Here is a 16,591-nt window from a genome sequence, read left to right as displayed (position 1 = left end):
ATCGAAGGGCTCAACGTCTACACCGGCCTGGCACAGATCCCGGTGCCCGAACTCTTCGCGGGCCGGGCGGCGGGGCCGGCCACGCCCGGGGTCAGGAGAGGGTGGGGATGGTCTCGCGGACCTTGGCCGCGATCTCGGCCGGGATCGGCGCGTAGCCGGCGTCGGCCAGGACCTTCTGGCCGTCCTCGCTGGCGGCGTAGTTCAGGAACGCCTTCAGGGTGGACAGGGTCTCGGCCTTGTTGCCCTTGTCACAGGCGATCTCGTACGTCACCAGGACGATCGGGTAGGCACCCTCGGCCTTGGTGGCGTAGTCCAGCGACAGGGCGAGGTCCTTGCCCTGTCCCTCGACCTTCGCGGCGGCGATGGCCTTGGAGGCGTTGTCCGTGGTGGCCTCGACCGGGGCGGAGGCGCCGGTGTCGATCTTGACGGTGTTCAGCTTGTTGGCGGTCGCGTAGGACAGCTCGAAGTAGCCGATCGCGCCGTTGGTGTCCTTGACGTTGGAGACGACGCCGGAGGAGCCGTTGGCGGCCTGGCCGCCCTTGGCGGGCCACGACTTCGACTTCGGGTCGTACGTCCAGTCCTTCTCGGCGGCCGTGCTCAGGTACTTGCCCAGGTTCTGGGTCGTACCGGACTCGTCCGAGCGGTGGAAGGCCTGGATCGTGCTGGACGGGAGCTTGGCGTCCGGGTTGAGCTTGGCGATCGCCGGGTCGTTCCACTTGGTGATCTTGTTGTCGAAGATCTTCGCGAGCGTCTTGGCGTCGAGGACGAGGTCGTCGACGCCCTCCAGGTTGTAGCCGATGGCGACCGGGCCGCCGACCATCGGCAGGTTGATGCCCTGGCCGCCCTTGCAGATCTTCTTCGACTCGGCGACCTCCTCGGGCTTGAGCGCCGAGTCGGAACCGGCGAAGGCGACCTGGCCCTGGTTGAACTTGGTGATGCCGCCACCGGAGCCGATGGCCTGGTAGTTGATCTCCACGCCTTCGCAGGCGGCCTGGAAGTTCTTGACCCAGAGGTCCATGGCGTTCTTCTGGGCGGTCGAACCGGCCGCGAGGAGCTGGCCCTTGGCGTCGTCGCACGTGATGTTGCTGGCGGCCTTGGTCTCGCCGGCACCGCCGGTGGACCCGCTGTTGTCGTCCGAGCCGCACGCCGTGAGGACCAGGGCGCCGGAGACGGCGAGGGCGCCGAGCGCGGTGGCGCGAAGCCGGTTCTTGCGCTGAAGCTTCACTGTTCGGGTGTTCCTTCCAGGAGCCGCCGGTCCTGTGTGGTGGCGGCGTGCGAAGAGGTAGGTGTTCTCGGGTCCCAGCTACCCAGTGGGGCGGCGTCCTGCGACGTGCCTCGCACCGCGTACGTCCGAAATTAGGCAGAACAGGTGAAGCCGCCGACGGGGGAGAGTGAACGGGAGGTGAACCGTGCCGAACGGTGTGGTGTGCGGGGGCGCCTCGCGGCGGGAGAGGGGCGGAGTGGGGTGCGGATCGGCGGCCAGGGGGCTTCCCTCTGCGAGTGATGCCCGGAACGCGGGGTTATGCTCCGCTACGCGGTGTTTACTGCCGGTCCTTCGGCTCGTTCGCTCTCGCCGTTCCGGCCACTGCCCGCCGGACACCGGGCGGATCAGTGGGTCAGTCGACGGGTGCCCGCTCTTCCCGGCCCGCGCGCAGGACACGGAGAAGGGCGGCGACCAGATCCCTGTCCCTGTCCCGCGTCAGTTGCCTTCGCGCCGCACCGGGACGCAGCCACAGCACGCGGTCCACCTCGTCGCTCGGCTCGAACGAACCGCCGGTGGCCTCCGCCGCCCAGTAACGGACCACCTTGGGGCGGCCGTCGACCGTATAGCGGACCGTGGGCAGTTCCGGCCCCGTGGCGCAGGTCATGCCGGTCTCCTCCCGCACTTCGCGGACCGCCGCGTCCCTGGCGTCCTCCCGGGCCCTGAGCTTGCCCTTGGGGTGCGACCAGTCGTCGTACTTGGGCCGGTGCACGAGGCAGATCTCCCACGGCGCCTCCTCCGCGCGAACGGAGCCGGGAGCCCGGGGAGCGCCGTCGGGCGGCGACCGGCGCCACAGCACGCAGCCCGCGGCGAGCACGGGGTCCGGGTCCGGGGCGCCGGCCGTGCCGGTCACGGCGCTGTCGCCGTCGTCCGCTGCCACACCTGCTGGAAGGCGAAGCGGGCCGCCTCGACCTCGTGGCGCTGGTCGGCGTGGAGGACACCCAGGGCGTACGCCGTCGCCGGGGCGATGCGCGGGGTGCGGGCCGCCGACGCCGCCGCGCCGGCCGCCTCCGCCGCGTCCCGGTGGCGGTCGAGCGCCTGCGCGGCGAGGCACGTGCCGGTGGGGGCGGTGGGGACCGCGAAGGTCTCCTGCGCGTAGTGGTGCAGGCGCAGGAGGAGCCGTACCTGGTGCCAGGGGGCGTCCTGCGCCTCGCTCGTGGGCGTGGCGGCCAGGCCGTGGACGAGCGCCTCCGCGTTGTACGGATGCGCCGCGCGCCCCAGCGGAAGCGCGGCCACCGCCTCCTTGAGCCGCTGCTCGGCGCCCACCGCGAGCGGTGCGAGCACCTCGGCGGCGGGCGCGGCGGCGGCGGGGCCGAGCGGAACGTCCGAGGCCAGTAAGGCCACGGCGTCGGCGACCGCGTGGAACCGCGAGGAGCCCAGCGCCTGCAGCGCGGCCGAGTGCGCCCGCGTCCTGGCCAGGGTCAGCTGCCGCTCCAGCAGCGCGCCGGCCCGCGCGGCGCCCACGGTCAGCGTCCCGGCCGGCTGCGCCCGCGACGCCGTGCTCTCGTGGGCCCCCGGCGCCGCGGAGGTCCCGCCGCCCGCGCCCGAGAGCCGGTTCAGCGCCTCCAGCAGCCGGTTCAGGCGCCCCGCGTAGGCGTGCTCGCGGGCCAGGGTGCCCGACAGCCAGGCCAGCTCGCCGCGCAGGGTGTCCGCCCATCCCGTGTCGGTCAGGGGCCGGAACGTGTGCAGCGTCCCGCTGATCCGGCGCGCCGCGCCGCGCAGCGCGCGGGTCGCCTCGGCCGCGTCCGCCGCCCCCTGCGGATCCTGGCCGCTCTCGCGGTGCAGGCGCAGGGAGCGCAGGAAGTCCGAGGCCCGGGAGTGGAGGTACGGGGCCAGGAGATCACGGGCCAGGAGGTCGCCGGCCTGGAGTTCCTGTGCGCGCAGCCGGCTGGACAGGTCCTCGGGGGGCAGCGCCTCGCTCCCCGCCGCCGGGAGGACGGGGCCGGTGTCCGGCCGGGGACGGGTTCGGGGTCGGGATGCGGTGTCACGGTGTTGCACGCCGGCGCCTCCGGGCCTCTATGAGCATTTCCTGTACGTGCCGCAGTGGCTGTCCCTCGGCGTCCGTCGCGTGCCGCGTCCAGTTGCCGTCGGGGCCGAGGTGCCAGGAGGACGTGGCGTCGGACATGCCGGTCTCCAGCAGCCGGCTCAGGGTCGCGCGGTGGACCGGGTCGGTGACCCGGACCAGTGCCTCGATGCGGCGGTCGAGGTTGCGGTGCATCATGTCGGCGCTGCCGAACCAGACTTCGGGCTCGCCGCCGTTGCCGAAGGCGAAGATCCGTGAGTGTTCGAGGAAGCGGCCGAGTATGGACCGGACCCGGATGTTCTCCGAGAGGCCGGCGACCCCGGGGCGTATCGCGCAGATCCCGCGTACCCAGATGTCGACCGGAACGCCCGCCTTCGCCGCCCGGTAGCAGGCGTCGATGATCGCCTCGTCCACCATCGAGTTGACCTTGAACCGCACGTACGCGGGACGGCCCGCCTGGTGGTGCGCGACCTCTTTGTTGATACGGGCGACCAGGCCGTCCCGCAGCGACTTGGGCGCGACGAGCAGCCGGCGGTACGTCTCGCGGCGCGAGTAGCCGGAGAGCCTGTTGAAGAGGTCGGAGAGGTCCGCGCCGACCTGCGGGTCGGCGGTGAGCAGGCCCAGGTCCTCGTAGAGGCGGGCCGTCTTGGGGTGGTAGTTGCCCGTGCCGACGTGCGAGTAGCGGCGCAGGGTCTCGCCCTCCTGCCGGACCACCAGGGAGAGCTTGCAGTGGGTCTTGAGGCCGACGAGCCCGTACACGACGTGGCAGCCGGACTCCTCCAGCTTGCGCGCCCACTTGATGTTGGCCTGCTCGTCGAAGCGGGCCTTGATCTCGACGAGGACCAGGACCTGCTTGCCGGACTCGGCGGCGTCGATCAGGGCGTCCACTATCGGCGAATCGCCCGAGGTCCGGTACAGCGTCTGCTTGATCGCCAGCACGTCCGGGTCGGCCGCCGCCTGCTCCAGGAAGGCCTGCACGGAGGTGGAGAAGGAGTCGTACGGGTGGTGCAGGAGGACGTCGCGCTCGCGCAGCGCGGCGAACACGTCCGGCGCGGACGCCGACTCGACCTCGGCGAGGTCGCGGTGCGTGCCCGCGATGTACTTCGGGAACTTCAGCTCCGGCCGGTCCAGCGCCGCGATCCCGAACAGGCCGGTCAGGTCCAGCGGCCCGGGCAGCGGGTACACCTCGGCGTCCGACATCTTCAGCTCGCGCACGAGCAGGTCGAGGACGTACGGGTCGATGGACTCCTCGACCTCGAGCCGCACCGGCGGGCCGAAGCGGCGCCGCATGAGCTCCTTCTCCAGGGCCTGGAGGAGGTTCTCGGTGTCGTCCTCCTCGACTTCGAGGTCCTCGTTCCTGGTCACCCGGAACATGTGGTGCGCGAGCACCTCCATCCCCGGGAAGAGCTCTTCGAGGTGCGCGGCGATGACGTCCTCGAGAGGTACGTACCGCTGCGGCGACGCCTCCAGGAAGCGGGACAGCAGCGGCGGGACCTTGACGCGCGCGAAGTGGCGGTGGCCGCTGACCGGGTTGCGCACGACGACCGCGAGGTTGAGGGAGAGCCCCGAGATGTACGGGAAGGGGTGCGCGGGGTCCACCGCGAGCGGGGTCAGGACCGGGAAGATCTGCTGCCGGAAGAGCGTGAACAGGCGCGCCTGCTCCTTCTCGGTCAGGTCGGGCCAGCGGATGAGGTGCACGCCCTCGTCGGCGAGGGCGGGGCAGATGTCCTGCTGGAAGCAGGCGGCGTGCCGGGCCATGAGCTCGCGCGAGCGGGTCCAGATCAGCTCCAGGACCTCGCGGGGCTGGAGGCCGGACGCGGACCGGGTGGCGACGCCGGTCGCGATGCGGCGCTTCAGGCCGGCGACGCGGACCATGAAGAACTCGTCCAGGTTCGAGGCGAAGATGGCGAGGAAGTTCGCTCGTTCGAGGAGCGGGGTGGCCGGGTCCTCGGCGAGTTCGAGCACCCGTTCGTTGAACGCCAGCCAGCTGCGCTCCCGGTCGAGGAAGCGGCCCTGCGGCAGCTCGACGTCCGCCTCGGAGCCTTCCGCGTACTCCACGTACGCATCCGGATCCGCGTCGATGTCGGGGTCCAGGTTGGTCACCGGCGATCCGGCCAGGGTGTGCGGGCGGTGCGCGGCGATGGCACCGACGGACGGCTGAGCATGCTGGACAGGGACATCGGCGCTCGGCTGCTGGCTCATGAACCCATTGTTCCGCGCGTGAGGGTCCCCGGGCGCGCCGAAGAAGGGTGATGTGCGGGAGGCTCTCCCGTTCGGGGAGGAGGGTGGCACAGCGGGCTGCATTCCGAGAGGGTCGCAAGCGTGTCTGAATGCGCGGTAACGGAGACATGACATGCAGGATGCGACCACCGGGGCCCGGGATGCGTTTCCCCGGGCCCCGTGCGACCTGTGCGACCCGCCCGTCCCGTCAGGCCGCGCGGCGGCGCAGTACCCGGAAGGCGGCGCAGGCGGCCACGGCGGCGTGGCGCGTCCCCATGTCCGTCATGAAGGCGTCCAGGGGCATGTCCTGGCCCCTGGACTGTTCACCGGGTCCGGTGACCGTACGCACCGGAATCAGGCTCCACCGCAGGCTGCCCATGACCATCAGCACGGCGCCGGTGACCTCGCCGGTGACCGACACGGCGAGCAGGGTGCGGCGTACGAGCAGGCCGGCGGGCGCGCCCACGGCGACACCGGGCAGGCAGTACGCGACGAGCCGGAAGACGCCTGAGGGCGAGCGTCGCGGCGGTCGCGAGCTCGGACGTGAGCCGGCGCGCGGGGGAGACGGACCGGGTCCAGGCCGGGCGGTGCAGCCCCGACTCCAGCTCGCGGGCGACGACCGGGCCGTCGGGGCGGATCGGGGCGGTGTTCCCGCGCCCGGTGGCGCGGGCCTCGGACGACGGTGTGCGGGGCCAGGCCCTCCGCCGGGGCCGGGCCGGTCACCGGGGCGTGCGCGCCGACCAGGTCGCCGGTCCCGCCGCCGAGCCGGGTGCGGCCGCCGGAGACGAGCAGGAGACGGTCGCAGGCGTCCGCGAGTTCACCGATGATGTGCGACGACATCACGACGGTCGTGCCGTGTCCGACGGCCTCGGCCAGCAGCGTGGCCGTCAACTGGTGCCGGGCAAGGGGGCGCCTCCCCTGCCCTTGGGGCTATGGGGGGCAGGCCGGCCGTCGGCTCGCCCGGGCGCGGGGTGCCGGCGACGGTGGGCCGCGGGTGGAGCGGCTTCTCCCGCGCGACGTACGCGATGCGGTCGCGGGCCGTCGCCGGGCCGGTGCCGAGCACGGTGAGCGAGCCCTCGACGGACGCCGCCCCCTTGCCCGTTGCCGCGTCGCGGGCTACGGCTGCGTCACGACTCCGTGCGGTACATCAGGTCCGTCTCGTGCGTGGTGAAGCCGATCCGCTCGTACACCGTCACCGCCGCCGTGTTGTCCGCGTCGACGTACAGCATCGCGGTCGGCAGTCCCTGCGCCGCCAGGTGCCGCAGGCCGGTCGCGGTCAGGGCCTTGCCGAGGCCGCCGCCCTGCGCGTCGGGGCGGATGCCGACGACGTACACCTCGCCGAGCTGCTCCTCGGCGTGCACCTTCGTCCAGTGGAAGCCGACGAGTTCGCCGCCCCGCTCGGCCAGGAAGAAGCCCTTCGGGTCGAACCACGGCTCGGCCTTGCGGTCGTCCAGGTCGCGCTGCGTCATCCCGCCCTGCTCGGGGTGGTGGGCGAACGCCGCCGCGTTCACGGCGAGCCAGGCGGCGTCGTCCTGTCCCGGCACGAAGGTGCGGACCCCGACCCCCGCCGGATACACCGGCTCGGGGATGTCCAGCGGGCTCAAGGGCCGCCGCATCTGGCGCAGTTCGCGGAAGAGGGTGAGCCCGAGGACCTGGGCGAGGTGGCGCGCCGACGCCTTCCCGCCGTGCGCCCAGACCCGCAGCCGCTTCCCCGACGCGTCCAGCACGGTCGTTCCGAGCGTGCGGCCGTGCCCGGCGCCGCGGTGCGCGGGGTGCACGACGAGCTCGGCGGCCGGCGCCTCGACGGGGTCGGTGTCCTCCAGCTGCGCGTATCCGAGGAGGGGCCCTTCGCCGACGTACAGCAGGAAGTGCCGGACGCCTTCCCGGTGTCCGCCGCGCAGCTGAAGCCGGCCCTGCTCGGAGACGGCCTGCACGCCGTCCGCGCGGGCGGCCTCGTCGAGGAGCGCCAGGACCTCCTGGGCCTGCTCCTCGGTGAGCGCGTCGAGGGTCTGGATCTTCCTGAGGAAGGCGGGGGTGGCGGGGTCAGTCGTCATGGGTACGAGCGTACGGCGACGGTGGTGCGAGAGGGCGCCGGACGGATCCGGTCCCCGTCGATCGGCCGAACTGCTCCCCGTGCCGGGCGTACCCGGCCGCGCTCCCGCCGTCCCCGCGCGCGGAGTTGCCCGGCCGGCCCGTCCGCCCCGCCCGTCCACCCGGCCCGCCCGTCCGCCCGTCCCATCGCGTTCCGTGACGGAAGAGTTCCGCCGTACGGGCGACGGCCGGGCGGAAGCCGATGTACGGCCGAAGGCAACCACCTTGTAACCCGTCACCCCCTGTTGCGCTACGCGCGTTGACTTTAGGCTGCGGTTCGTCCGTCACGCTGAACTCACAAGGGGACAGATGTCAGCGAACCCTCGCACCACCCGCACCCACCGCGCGACCCGGCGCGTGCTCGCCTCGGCCGCCGGTCTCGCCACCCTCGGCGCCCTCGTCGCGGCGATGCCGGCCGGCGCGCAGGAAGGCGACCGGGCAGCCGGCGGCGGGCACCACAAGCCGAAGCCCTCGCGGACCGTGGACGTACAGCTGCTCTCCTTCAACGACCTGCACGGGAACCTGGAGCCCCCGGCGGGCTCGGCCGGCACGGTCAACGAGACGCAGCCCGACGGGACGGTGAAGGCGGTCCCGGCCGGCGGCGTCGAGCACCTGGCGACCGCGCTGCGCAAGGCGCGCCAGGGCGAGCGGTACTCCGTCACCGCGGCCGGCGGCGACATGATCGGCGCCAGCCCGCTGATGTCCGGGCTCTTCCACGACGAGCCCACGATCGAGGCGCTGAACAAGCTCGACCTCGACGTGTCGGCCGTCGGCAACCACGAGTTCGACGAGGGCGCCACCGAGCTGGCCCGCATGCAGAACGGCGGCTGCCACCCGGTCGAGGGCTGCTTCGAGAAGGGCAAGGAGTTCGAGGGCGCGGACTTCCCCTACCTCGCCGCGAACGTGACGAACGAGAAGACCGGCAAGCCGATCCTCAAGCCGTACACGGTGTGGGAGAGGAAGGGCGTCAGGATCGGCTTCATCGGCGTGACCCTGGAGGGCACTCCGGGGATCGTCACCGAGAACGGCATCAAGGGCCTGAAGTTCCACGACGAGATCGAGACGGTCAACAAGTACGCCAAGGAGCTCGACCGCCGGGGCGTCAAGTCGATCGTCGCGCTCATCCACGAGGGCGGCTCGCCGGCCTCCTCGTCGTACGACTACGACTGCGACTCACCGGGCGCCGGCGACGGCATCTCCGGTCCGATCGTCGACATCGCCAAGGGCATCACGCCGAAGGTCGACGCGCTGGTGACGGGCCACACCCACCAGGCGTACGTCTGCACCGTCCCCGACCCGGCCGGCAAGCCGCGCATGGTCACCTCGGCGTCCTCGTACGGCAAGCTCTACACGGACACCACGCTCACCTACGACCGCCGCACCAAGGACATCGTGCGTACGGGTGTCGAGAGCGCGAACCACATCGTCGTCCGCGACCAGGAGCAGGCCAGGATCTGGGCCCCGGACATGACCTCGCTGATCGGCCGCTGGAACGCGCTGGCCGCCCCGATCGCGAGCAAGCCGCAGGGCTTCATCGCCGCCGACATCAACGGACGCGGCTCCACGGCCCCCGAGAAGCCGCTCGGCGACCTGATCGCGGACGCGCAGCTGGAGGGCCTGGCCCCGGCCGACAAGGGCGGCGCGCAGATCGCCTTCATGAACCCGGGCGGGATCCGCTCCGACCTCGTCTTCAAGGCGAGCGGCGGTGAGGGCGACGGAGTCGTGACGTACGGCGAGGCGTTCACCGTCCAGCCGTTCACCAACATGATGAACGTCGTCGACCTGACCGGCGCCCAGCTCGTCACCGCGCTCCAGCAGCAGGTCAGCGGCGGCAACGAGGCCTCGCCGAAGATCCTCCAGGTGTCGAAGGGCTTCACGTACACCCTCGACATGACGAAGACGGGCGCCGCCCGCGTCGACGTCGCCTCGGTGAAGCTGAACGGCACCCCGCTCGACCCGGCGAAGACGTACCGCGTCGCGATGAACGAGTTCCTCGCGGGCGGCGGCGACGGCTTCCCGGTCTTCAAGGAGCACAAGAACAAGCTGGTGGGCGCCTCCGACCTGGACGTCTTCAACGCCTACCTGGCGAAGAACTCCAGCGCCTCCGCACCGATCACGCCCCCGGCCGCCGACCGGATCACGATCGTGAAGTAGGCACGGCACAGCACAGCACGGCACGGCCCAGCGGGGCGGCACCCGGTCCGGGTGCCGCCCCGCACCGCTGCCGCCGGGGCCGGACGGCGCCGCGAGGACGCTTCCCGCGGAGGTCTAGCCGGTGCCGGGCGGTGGTACCGGTGCGCCCGGCAGCCTGATCACGGCCTCCGTGCCGCCGCCCCCGTCCGCCGGGCGCCGCAGCGCGACCGTGCCGCCCGCCTGCTGGACCGTACGGGCCACGATGGACAGGCCGAGCCCCGAACCCGGCAGGGACCGGGCGGACGGCGAGCGCCAGAAGCGTTCGAAGACGTGCGGGAGTTCGGAGTCCGGGATGCCGGGGCCGTGGTCGCGCACCGTCAGTTCGCCGTGCCGGTCCAGGGTCACGTCCACCGCGGCGCCCGGCGGGCTGAACTTCACCGCGTTGTCCAGGACGTTGACCAGCGCCCGCTCCAGCGCCGCCGGTTCGGCCCGTACGTACCAGGGGGAGAGGTCCGCTTCGATCGTCAGCCCGTGGCCGCGCAGCCGGGCGCGCTCCAGCGCGGCGGCCGCGATCTCGTGCAGCGCGACGATCCTCGGCGGGCTGCCCTGGTCGGCCGTGTCGGGCCGCGCGAGCTCCTGGAGGTCGCCGATCAGCGACGCCAGTTCGGTCATCTGCGCCTTGACGGACGCCATGAGCGCGGCCCGGTCGGCGGGCGGGATGGCCCGCCCCGTCTCGTCGCTGCGGGCCAGCAGCTCCACGTTCGTACGCAGGGACGTGAGCGGGGTCCGCAGCTCGTGGCCCGCGTCGGCGATCAGCTGCGCCTGGCGGTCGCGGGAGGACGCGAGGGCGGTGGTCATGGCGTTGAAGGAGCGCGAGAGGCGGGCGATCTCGTCCTCGCCCTCCACCGGGATGCGTACGGTCAGGTCCTCCGTGCGCGCCACGTGCTCGACGGCGCCGGTGAGCTTGTCGACGGGGCGCAGGCCCGCGCGGGCGACCCAGAGGCCGGCGGCGCCGGCGCCGACGACACCGATCCCGGACACGGTGAGCAGCACCCAGGCGAGGGAGCCGAGCGGCTCGTCGATCTCGCTCTCCGGGCGGGCCACGGAGAGCGCGAACCGGTCGGCGGCGGGGCCGGTGCCGGCGATCCGGCCCAGCGGCCGGGTGTGGACACGCATCCGCGTGCCGGCCTTGTCGGCCGTCGTGTGCAGCGCGTCGTCCCGCAACCCGCTCGCCACGGCGATGTCGTCGCGCTGCGCGGGGATCGGTGAGGACCTCGGGGCGGTACAGGTCCGGCCCGACGCCGCCACGATCTGCACGGAGTACTCGCTGGGGAACACCGGGGCCGGCAGGGCTCCGCCGCTCAGGCAGGACGCCAGCAGGTCTCCGGTCGCCTTCTCGTCGAACTTCGCGCCCCGCAGCGAGTCGTCCAGTTGCTCCTGGAGCTGAGCCTTCGTCACGAACCAGCACGCCGCCGCGACCGCCGCCACCGCGACCGCCACCGCCGTGGCCGTCAGCAGCGCCAGCCGGGACCGCAGCGGCAGTGCGCGGAACCTGCGCAGTGACGCCGGCGCCGGCGCCGGCGCACCGCTCACGCCTCACCGCCCCGCAGCGCGTACCCGACCCCCCGCACCGTGTGCACCAGGCGCGGCTCGCCGCCCGCCTCGGTCTTGCGGCGCAGGTACATCACGTACACGTCCAGGGAGTTCGAGGTGGGCTCGAAGTCGAAGCCCCACACCGCCTTGAGGATCTGCTCGCGCGTCAGCACCTGGCGCGGGTGCGCGAGGAACATCTCCAGCAGCGTGAACTCGGTACGGGTCAGCTCCACCGGCCGGCCGCCCCGCGTCACCTCGCGCGTCGCGAGGTCCATCCGCAGGTCGGCGAAGGACAGGACGTGCCCCGGCGCCTCCTCGCCGGCCGCCGCCCCGGCGGCGTACCCGCTGCGCCTCAGCAGCGCCCTGATGCGGGCGAACAGCTCGTCCAGTTCGAACGGCTTCACCAGGTAGTCGTCGGCGCCCGCGTCGAGCCCGGTCACGCGGTCGCCGACCGTGTCGCGGGCGGTGAGCATCAGGATGGGGAGGGTGTCGCCGGACGAGCGGATGCGGCGGGCCGCGGTCAGGCCGTCCATGCGGGGCATCTGGATGTCGAGGACGATCAGGTCCGGTGCGTACGACGCCGCCTTGGCGAGCGCGTCGACGCCGTCGACGGCGACCTCCGTCCCGTACCCCTCGAAGGCGAGACTGCGCTGGAGTGCCTCGCGCACGGCGGGCTCGTCGTCGACGATCAGGATGCGCTCGGCGGGGCTGTTCATCGGTCTTCCTCGGCCTGTCTGTGGTCGCTGCGCGATGGCTGGCGCGGGCCCGTGGCCCGTGGATCGCCTTCAGCCTCGCACGGTACGGACGTCAGCTGTCGCCCCCGGCGCGGAGCCCGTCCAGGTCGGCCTTGACCGTGCCGACGGGGATGGCGAAGCCGAGGCCGACGCTGCCGGAAGCGGAACCGCTGGCACCGCTCGGGGCGTACATCGCGGAGTTGATGCCGATGATCTCGCCGTCCATGTTGATGAGGGCGCCGCCGGAGTTGCCGGGGTTGAGGGAGGCGTCGGTCTGGATCGCCTTGTACGTCGTCTTCGACGAGCCGGTGTCGCCGTTGAACTGCCGCCCGCCGAACTCGAACGGCCACTGGCCGCCGCTCTGCCCCTGCTGTTCCTGCTGTTCCTGCTGTTCCTGGCCCGGGCTCCCGTCCTTCGACACGGTCACGTCCCGGTCCAGTGCCGAGACGATTCCGCTGGTCACCGTCCCGGTCAGGCCCTCGGGCGAGCCGATCGCCACCACCTCGTCGCCGACCTCGACGTCGTCGGAGTCCCCGAGCGTCGCCGCCTTCAGACCGCTCGCGCCCCGGAGCTCGATGAGGGCGAGGTCCTTGTCGGGGTCGGTGCCGACGACATCGGCGGTGTACGTTCTGCCGCTGCTCAGCTCGACCTTGACGGAGGAGGCGCCCGAGACGACGTGGTTGTTCGTGATGATCTCGCCGTCGGCGGTGATGATCACCCCGGAGCCGGTGGAGGCGCCGGAGGCCGACGTCGCGCTGATCTCCACGATGCTCGGGCTCACGGCCTGCGCGACCCCGGCGACGGTGCCCTTGCTGCTCTGCGAGACGGTCGTACCGCTGACGCCGTTGCCGCCGGTGACGGGGTCCGGGCCGGCCAGGCGCTCCGCGAAGGCCGCCGTGCCGCCGCCGATCGCGGCGGCGACGATGGCGACCGCCGCCAGCAGCGCCACGGGCCGCCGGGCCCGCCGGGGCGCGGCCGGGGGCGCGGCGACAGGAGGCGCGTACGCGGGCGGCGGCGGATACGCGGCGCCGTACGCCGGTGCCTCGGACCCGGCGCCGTCCCCGGCGCGCTGCCGGGGGACGAAGGAGGGCTGCTGCTCGGGCTCGGGGTACTCGCCGCTGCGGCGGGGGCTCTCGGTCATGTCCCAGAGCTTGGTCGGCGCTCATGAGAACCGTCTGAGGAGCCGCTGAGAAGCCCGACAGAACCGCGTATGCCCCTTATAAAGAGAGCTACGGCATGAGGAGAGCTACGTCGCCGGGCAGCCGCAGGAGCGGCGCACCACCAGCGCCGACGGGAACTGCTTCAGCCGCTCGCGCCGCGACCCCGCCACCCGCAGCGAATCGTCCAGCACCAGGTCCACCGCCGCCCGCGCCATCGCCGGCCGGTCGGAGTACACCGTCGTCAGCGGCGGATCGGTGAGCGCCGCTTCCTTCACGTCGTCGAAGGCGGCCACCGCCAGCTCGCCCGGTACGTCGATGCGCAGCTCACGCGCGGCCCGCAGCACACCGATCGCCTGGTCGTCCGTGGAGCAGAAGATCGCGGGCGGCCGGTCCGGCCCCGCGAGCAGCTTCAGGGCGACCTGGTACGCGTCGTACCTGTTGTACGGAGCCTGGAAGAGGCGGCCCTCGGTGGACCGCCCCGATTCCCGCATCGCCCGGCGCCAGCCCACGACGTGGTCGGCCACCGGGTCGCCGACCATGGGCGTCGACTCCATGCCGCCCAGGCAGGCGACGTACGGATGACCGTGCTCCAGGAGGTGGCGGGTGGCGAGCTGCGCGCCGCCGATGTTGTCCGTGACGACCGCCACGTCGTCGATCGTCTCGGGCCGCTCGTGCAGCAGCACCACGCGCGCGTCCCACGCCTCGATCTCGGCGGCCGCCCACTCGCTCGGGCCCTGGCTGACCAGGATCAGACCGGAGACCCGCATGCCGAGGAAGGCCCGCAGGTAGTGGACCTCGCGCTCGTCGCGGTAGTCGGAGTTGCCGACGAGGACCATCTTCCCGCGGTCGGCGGCGGCCTGTTCGACCGCGTGCGCCATCTCCGCGAAGAACGGCTGCCGCGCGTCGGGGACGATCATGCCTATGAGGTCGGTGCGGCGGGACGCCATGGCCTGCGCGACCCGGTCCGGCCGGTAGCCGAGTTCCTTGATCGCGGCGAGGACACGCTCGCGCGTGGCCGGGGCGACCGGCCGGGGTCCGTTGTTGATGACGTAACTGACGACCGCGGTCGAAGTCCCCGCCAGTCGCGCCACATCGTCCCGCGTCACCTTGGCCACGCGCGGCAGTCTACGCGGGGTGACCTACCGCTGGGCAGGCCGTACGGCGGCTTCCTCCCGGGGGGTGGCGTCCGCGGCGGCGTCCGGAGCGGTGTCCGCCACACGGGTGACGGTCTCGGGCGCCGCTTCCCGCCCGGTCTTGGCCCGGACTTCCTCGGCAGCCGCCCGCTCGACCTTCTCGGGGGTCACGAAGCGGTAGCCCACGTTGCGTACGGTCCCGATCAGCGACTCGTGCTCGGGGCCGAGCTTCGCGCGCAGCCGCCGTACGTGCACGTCGACCGTGCGCGTACCGCCGAAGTAGTCGTAGCCCCACACCTCCTGGAGGAGCTGTGCGCGGGTGAAGACCCGGCCGGGGTGCTGCGCCAGGTACTTCAGCAGCTCGAACTCCTTGAAGGTCAGGTCCAGGACCCGTCCCTTCAGCTTCGCGCTGTACGTCGCCTCGTCGACCGACAGGTCGCCGTTGCGGATCTCCATCGGGGAGTCGTCGGAGGTGATCTGCCGGCGGCCCGTCGCGAGCCGCAGCCGCGCCTCGACCTCGGCCGGACCCGCGGTGTCGAGCAGTACGTCGTCGATGCCCCAGTCGGCGGTGACGGCCGCCAGGCCGCCCTCCGTCACGACGAGGATCAGCGGGCAGCCGGGTCCGGTGGACCGCAGCAGCTGGCACAGCGACCTGACCTGCGGGAGGTCGCGTCGGCCGTCGATCAGTATGACGTCGGCACCGGGGGTGTCGACGAGGGCCGGGCCCTCGGCGGGGGCCACCCGCACACTGTGCAGAAGCAGGCCGAGGGCGGGGAGCACCTCCGTCGACGGCTGGAGGGCATTGGTCAGGAGCAGCAGAGAACTCATCGTCGGCCACCTGCCCGGGTCGTCCGGTCATGCACGGTTCGCTCGCCCATTACGTCGGTTCCTCCTCGGTCCCTGCGAGGACGTATGCGGCACTGCTTCGTACGTGGTACTTCGTTCCTCGTACTTCGTACTTCGTACTTCGTCCGGTGCGGTTCCGCGCCCTGGGACCGCACCGCGTCATCTGTCCGTAACAACGGTCAGAAAACACAAAAGGACCCGGGGGCAACGTTGCCCAGGTCCTATGCCCAGCACAATAGCTCACATGAGTTCCGTGCCGGAGGACCAGTTCCGCAGATCACCTGTTCCCTTGATCACGCACGGGGCCCGGCGCACGGTTCTGCGGGCGGACGACGGGGTGCGTGTCGAGGCGCTGTACGAGCCGTCGCCGGGCGGCGGGACCGACGGCCCCGCGATCGTCGTCGCACACGGCTTCACGGGCTCCCTGGACCGGCCCGCGGTACGGCGCGCGGCCCAGGTGTTCCGGCAGTACGCAGCCGTGATCACGTTCTCGTTCCGGGGCCACGGCGGCTCCGGCGGGCGCTCCACGGTCGGCGACCGCGAGGTCCTCGACCTGGCGGCGGCGGTCCGCTGGGCGCGCTCGCTGGGGCACGGGAAGGTGGCCACGGTGGGCTTCTCGATGGGCGGCTCGGTGGCCGTCCGGCACGCGGCGCTGTACGGGGACGGGAGCGGCTCCGCGCACGGGGGGCGCACAGAAGCGAACACGGCCGCGCACGTGTCCGCGCACGCCGACGCGGTCGCGGCCGTCAGCGCCCCCGCCCGCTGGTACTACCGGGGCACGGCGCCGATGCGACGGCTGCACTGGGTGGTCACCCGCCCCGCCGGGCGGCTCGTCGGACGGGTCGGGCTGCGCACCCGGATCCACCCCCGGGACTGGGACCCCGTGCCGCTCCCGCCGGCCGAGGCGGCGGCCCGGCTCGGTACGACGCCGCTGCTGGTCGTGCACGGCGACCGCGACCCGTACTTCCCCCTGGACCACCCGCGCATGCTCGCCGGGGCCGCGGGCGACCGGGGCGAACTGTGGATCGAGCCTGGCATGGGCCACGCCGAGAACGCGGCCGAGGAGACGCTCCTCACCCGCATCGGCGCCTGGCTGGTGGCGGCATAGCCCATCATGGAAGCCGACGAAAGGAGCGCCGTTATGGCAGCGGGCACCATCCGCTACTGGGCCGCGGCCAAGGCCGCGGCCGGGACCGCCGAGGAGCCGTACGCGGCCGGGACGCTCGCCGAGGCGCTCGACGCGGTGCGCGACCGGCACCCCGGAGAGCTGACGCGCGTACTCCAGCGGTGTTCGTTCCTCATCGACGGCGACCCCGTCGGCACCCGCCCCCATGAGACCGTACGGCTGGCCGAGGGCGGCACGGTCGAGGTGCTCCCGCCGTTCGCAGGAGGATGAC

Annotated in this window: 14 protein-coding genes and 1 pseudogene; 3 read left to right on the top strand and 12 right to left on the bottom strand. The window is 72.7% G+C overall.

Annotated features, from left to right (window positions below):
- Positions 1 to 91 precede the first annotated feature (91 nt).
- From pstS to mshD, 7 genes and pseudogenes are all read right to left on the bottom strand, one after another.
- A complete protein-coding gene (gene pstS, locus ACWD0Y_RS26930; RefSeq protein ID WP_450262915.1) occupies positions 92 to 1,225 on the bottom strand; it encodes a phosphate ABC transporter substrate-binding protein PstS in 1,134 nt (377 codons plus the stop codon).
- A 391-nt stretch (positions 1,226 to 1,616) separates the two neighbouring features.
- Positions 1,617 to 2,141: an NUDIX hydrolase gene (locus ACWD0Y_RS26925; protein WP_450262914.1), complete on the bottom strand. Its 525-nt coding sequence runs from the start codon at positions 2,139 to 2,141 to the stop codon at positions 1,617 to 1,619.
- Positions 2,111 to 3,145, bottom strand: a complete 1,035-nt coding sequence (locus tag ACWD0Y_RS26920; protein WP_450262916.1) for a CHAD domain-containing protein — start codon at positions 3,143 to 3,145, stop codon at positions 2,111 to 2,113. Before ACWD0Y_RS26920 ends, ACWD0Y_RS26925 begins: the two co-directional genes overlap by 31 nt.
- A gap of 100 nt (positions 3,146 to 3,245) precedes the next feature.
- Positions 3,246 to 5,486, bottom strand: a complete 2,241-nt coding sequence (locus ACWD0Y_RS26915) for an RNA degradosome polyphosphate kinase (RefSeq protein ID WP_450262913.1) — start codon at positions 5,484 to 5,486, stop codon at positions 3,246 to 3,248.
- Positions 5,487 to 5,712: 226 nt separating this feature from the next.
- A complete protein-coding gene (locus ACWD0Y_RS26910; RefSeq protein WP_450262917.1) occupies positions 5,713 to 5,970 on the bottom strand; it encodes a hypothetical protein in 258 nt (85 codons plus the stop codon).
- 151 nt (positions 5,971 to 6,121) lie between these two features.
- A pseudogene (locus tag ACWD0Y_RS26905) lies at positions 6,122 to 6,579 on the bottom strand (ABC transporter ATP-binding protein); the annotation flags it as partial.
- Between the two features lie 52 nt (positions 6,580 to 6,631).
- On the bottom strand, positions 6,632 to 7,558 hold the full coding sequence (mshD, locus tag ACWD0Y_RS26900) for a mycothiol synthase (protein ID WP_450262912.1): 927 nt from the start codon (positions 7,556 to 7,558) through the stop codon (positions 6,632 to 6,634).
- Positions 7,559 to 7,904: 346 nt separating this feature from the next.
- Between mshD and ACWD0Y_RS26895 the strand changes: the two genes are divergently transcribed.
- The gene (locus tag ACWD0Y_RS26895) at positions 7,905 to 9,749 is read left to right on the top strand and encodes a bifunctional metallophosphatase/5'-nucleotidase (protein WP_450262911.1); all 1,845 of its coding nucleotides are present in this window, start codon (positions 7,905 to 7,907) and stop codon (positions 9,747 to 9,749) included.
- 114 nt (positions 9,750 to 9,863) lie between these two features.
- Here ACWD0Y_RS26895 and ACWD0Y_RS26890 read toward each other — a convergent pair whose 3' ends face one another.
- From ACWD0Y_RS26890 to ACWD0Y_RS26870, 5 genes are all read right to left on the bottom strand, one after another.
- Positions 9,864 to 11,321, bottom strand: a complete 1,458-nt coding sequence (locus ACWD0Y_RS26890) for a sensor histidine kinase (RefSeq protein ID WP_450262910.1) — start codon at positions 11,319 to 11,321, stop codon at positions 9,864 to 9,866.
- Entirely contained in the window at positions 11,318 to 12,037 is a 720-nt protein-coding gene (locus ACWD0Y_RS26885; protein ID WP_450262909.1) for a response regulator transcription factor, read from the bottom strand. The genes ACWD0Y_RS26890 and ACWD0Y_RS26885 overlap by 4 nt, the downstream gene beginning before the upstream one ends.
- 91 nt (positions 12,038 to 12,128) lie before the next feature.
- Positions 12,129 to 13,196: a S1C family serine protease gene (locus tag ACWD0Y_RS26880; RefSeq protein WP_450262908.1), complete on the bottom strand. Its 1,068-nt coding sequence runs from the start codon at positions 13,194 to 13,196 to the stop codon at positions 12,129 to 12,131.
- A 105-nt stretch (positions 13,197 to 13,301) separates the two neighbouring features.
- The gene (locus tag ACWD0Y_RS26875) at positions 13,302 to 14,330 is read right to left on the bottom strand and encodes a LacI family DNA-binding transcriptional regulator (RefSeq protein WP_450262907.1); all 1,029 of its coding nucleotides are present in this window, start codon (positions 14,328 to 14,330) and stop codon (positions 13,302 to 13,304) included.
- Positions 14,331 to 14,354: 24 nt separating this feature from the next.
- Positions 14,355 to 15,176, bottom strand: a complete 822-nt coding sequence (locus ACWD0Y_RS26870) for a response regulator transcription factor (RefSeq protein WP_450262906.1) — start codon at positions 15,174 to 15,176, stop codon at positions 14,355 to 14,357.
- A gap of 262 nt (positions 15,177 to 15,438) precedes the next feature.
- Between ACWD0Y_RS26870 and ACWD0Y_RS26865 the strand changes: the two genes are divergently transcribed.
- On the top strand, positions 15,439 to 16,302 hold the full coding sequence (locus tag ACWD0Y_RS26865; protein WP_450262905.1) for an alpha/beta hydrolase: 864 nt from the start codon (positions 15,439 to 15,441) through the stop codon (positions 16,300 to 16,302).
- Positions 16,303 to 16,335: 33 nt separating this feature from the next.
- Positions 16,336 to 16,590 carry a MoaD/ThiS family protein gene (locus ACWD0Y_RS26860; protein WP_344497917.1) on the top strand — a complete coding sequence of 85 codons (255 nt, stop codon included), beginning with the start codon at positions 16,336 to 16,338 and terminating at the stop codon, positions 16,588 to 16,590.
- Position 16,591 lies beyond the last annotated feature (1 nt).

It is taken from the genome of Streptomyces altiplanensis (genome assembly GCF_053591575.1).
This window is presented reverse-complemented; position numbering and strand designations above follow the sequence as displayed.

Excerpts from the sequence above, each read along its gene's own strand:
- ACWD0Y_RS26915 (WP_450262913.1), bottom strand. The coding sequence starts at position 5,486 with ATGAGCCAGCAGCCGAGCGCCGATGTCCCTGTCCAGCATGCTCAGCCG.
- mshD (WP_450262912.1), bottom strand. The coding sequence starts at position 7,558 with ATGACGACTGACCCCGCCACCCCCGCCTTCCTCAGGAAGATCCAGACC.
- ACWD0Y_RS26885 (WP_450262909.1), bottom strand. The coding sequence starts at position 12,037 with ATGAACAGCCCCGCCGAGCGCATCCTGATCGTCGACGACGAGCCCGCC.
- ACWD0Y_RS26860 (WP_344497917.1), top strand. The coding sequence starts at position 16,336 with ATGGCAGCGGGCACCATCCGCTACTGGGCCGCGGCCAAGGCCGCGGCC.
- ACWD0Y_RS26865 (WP_450262905.1), top strand. The coding sequence starts at position 15,439 with ATGAGTTCCGTGCCGGAGGACCAGTTCCGCAGATCACCTGTTCCCTTG.
- ACWD0Y_RS26870 (WP_450262906.1), bottom strand. The coding sequence starts at position 15,176 with ATGAGTTCTCTGCTGCTCCTGACCAATGCCCTCCAGCCGTCGACGGAG.
- ACWD0Y_RS26895 (WP_450262911.1), top strand. The coding sequence starts at position 7,905 with ATGTCAGCGAACCCTCGCACCACCCGCACCCACCGCGCGACCCGGCGC.
- ACWD0Y_RS26880 (WP_450262908.1), bottom strand. The coding sequence starts at position 13,196 with ATGACCGAGAGCCCCCGCCGCAGCGGCGAGTACCCCGAGCCCGAGCAG.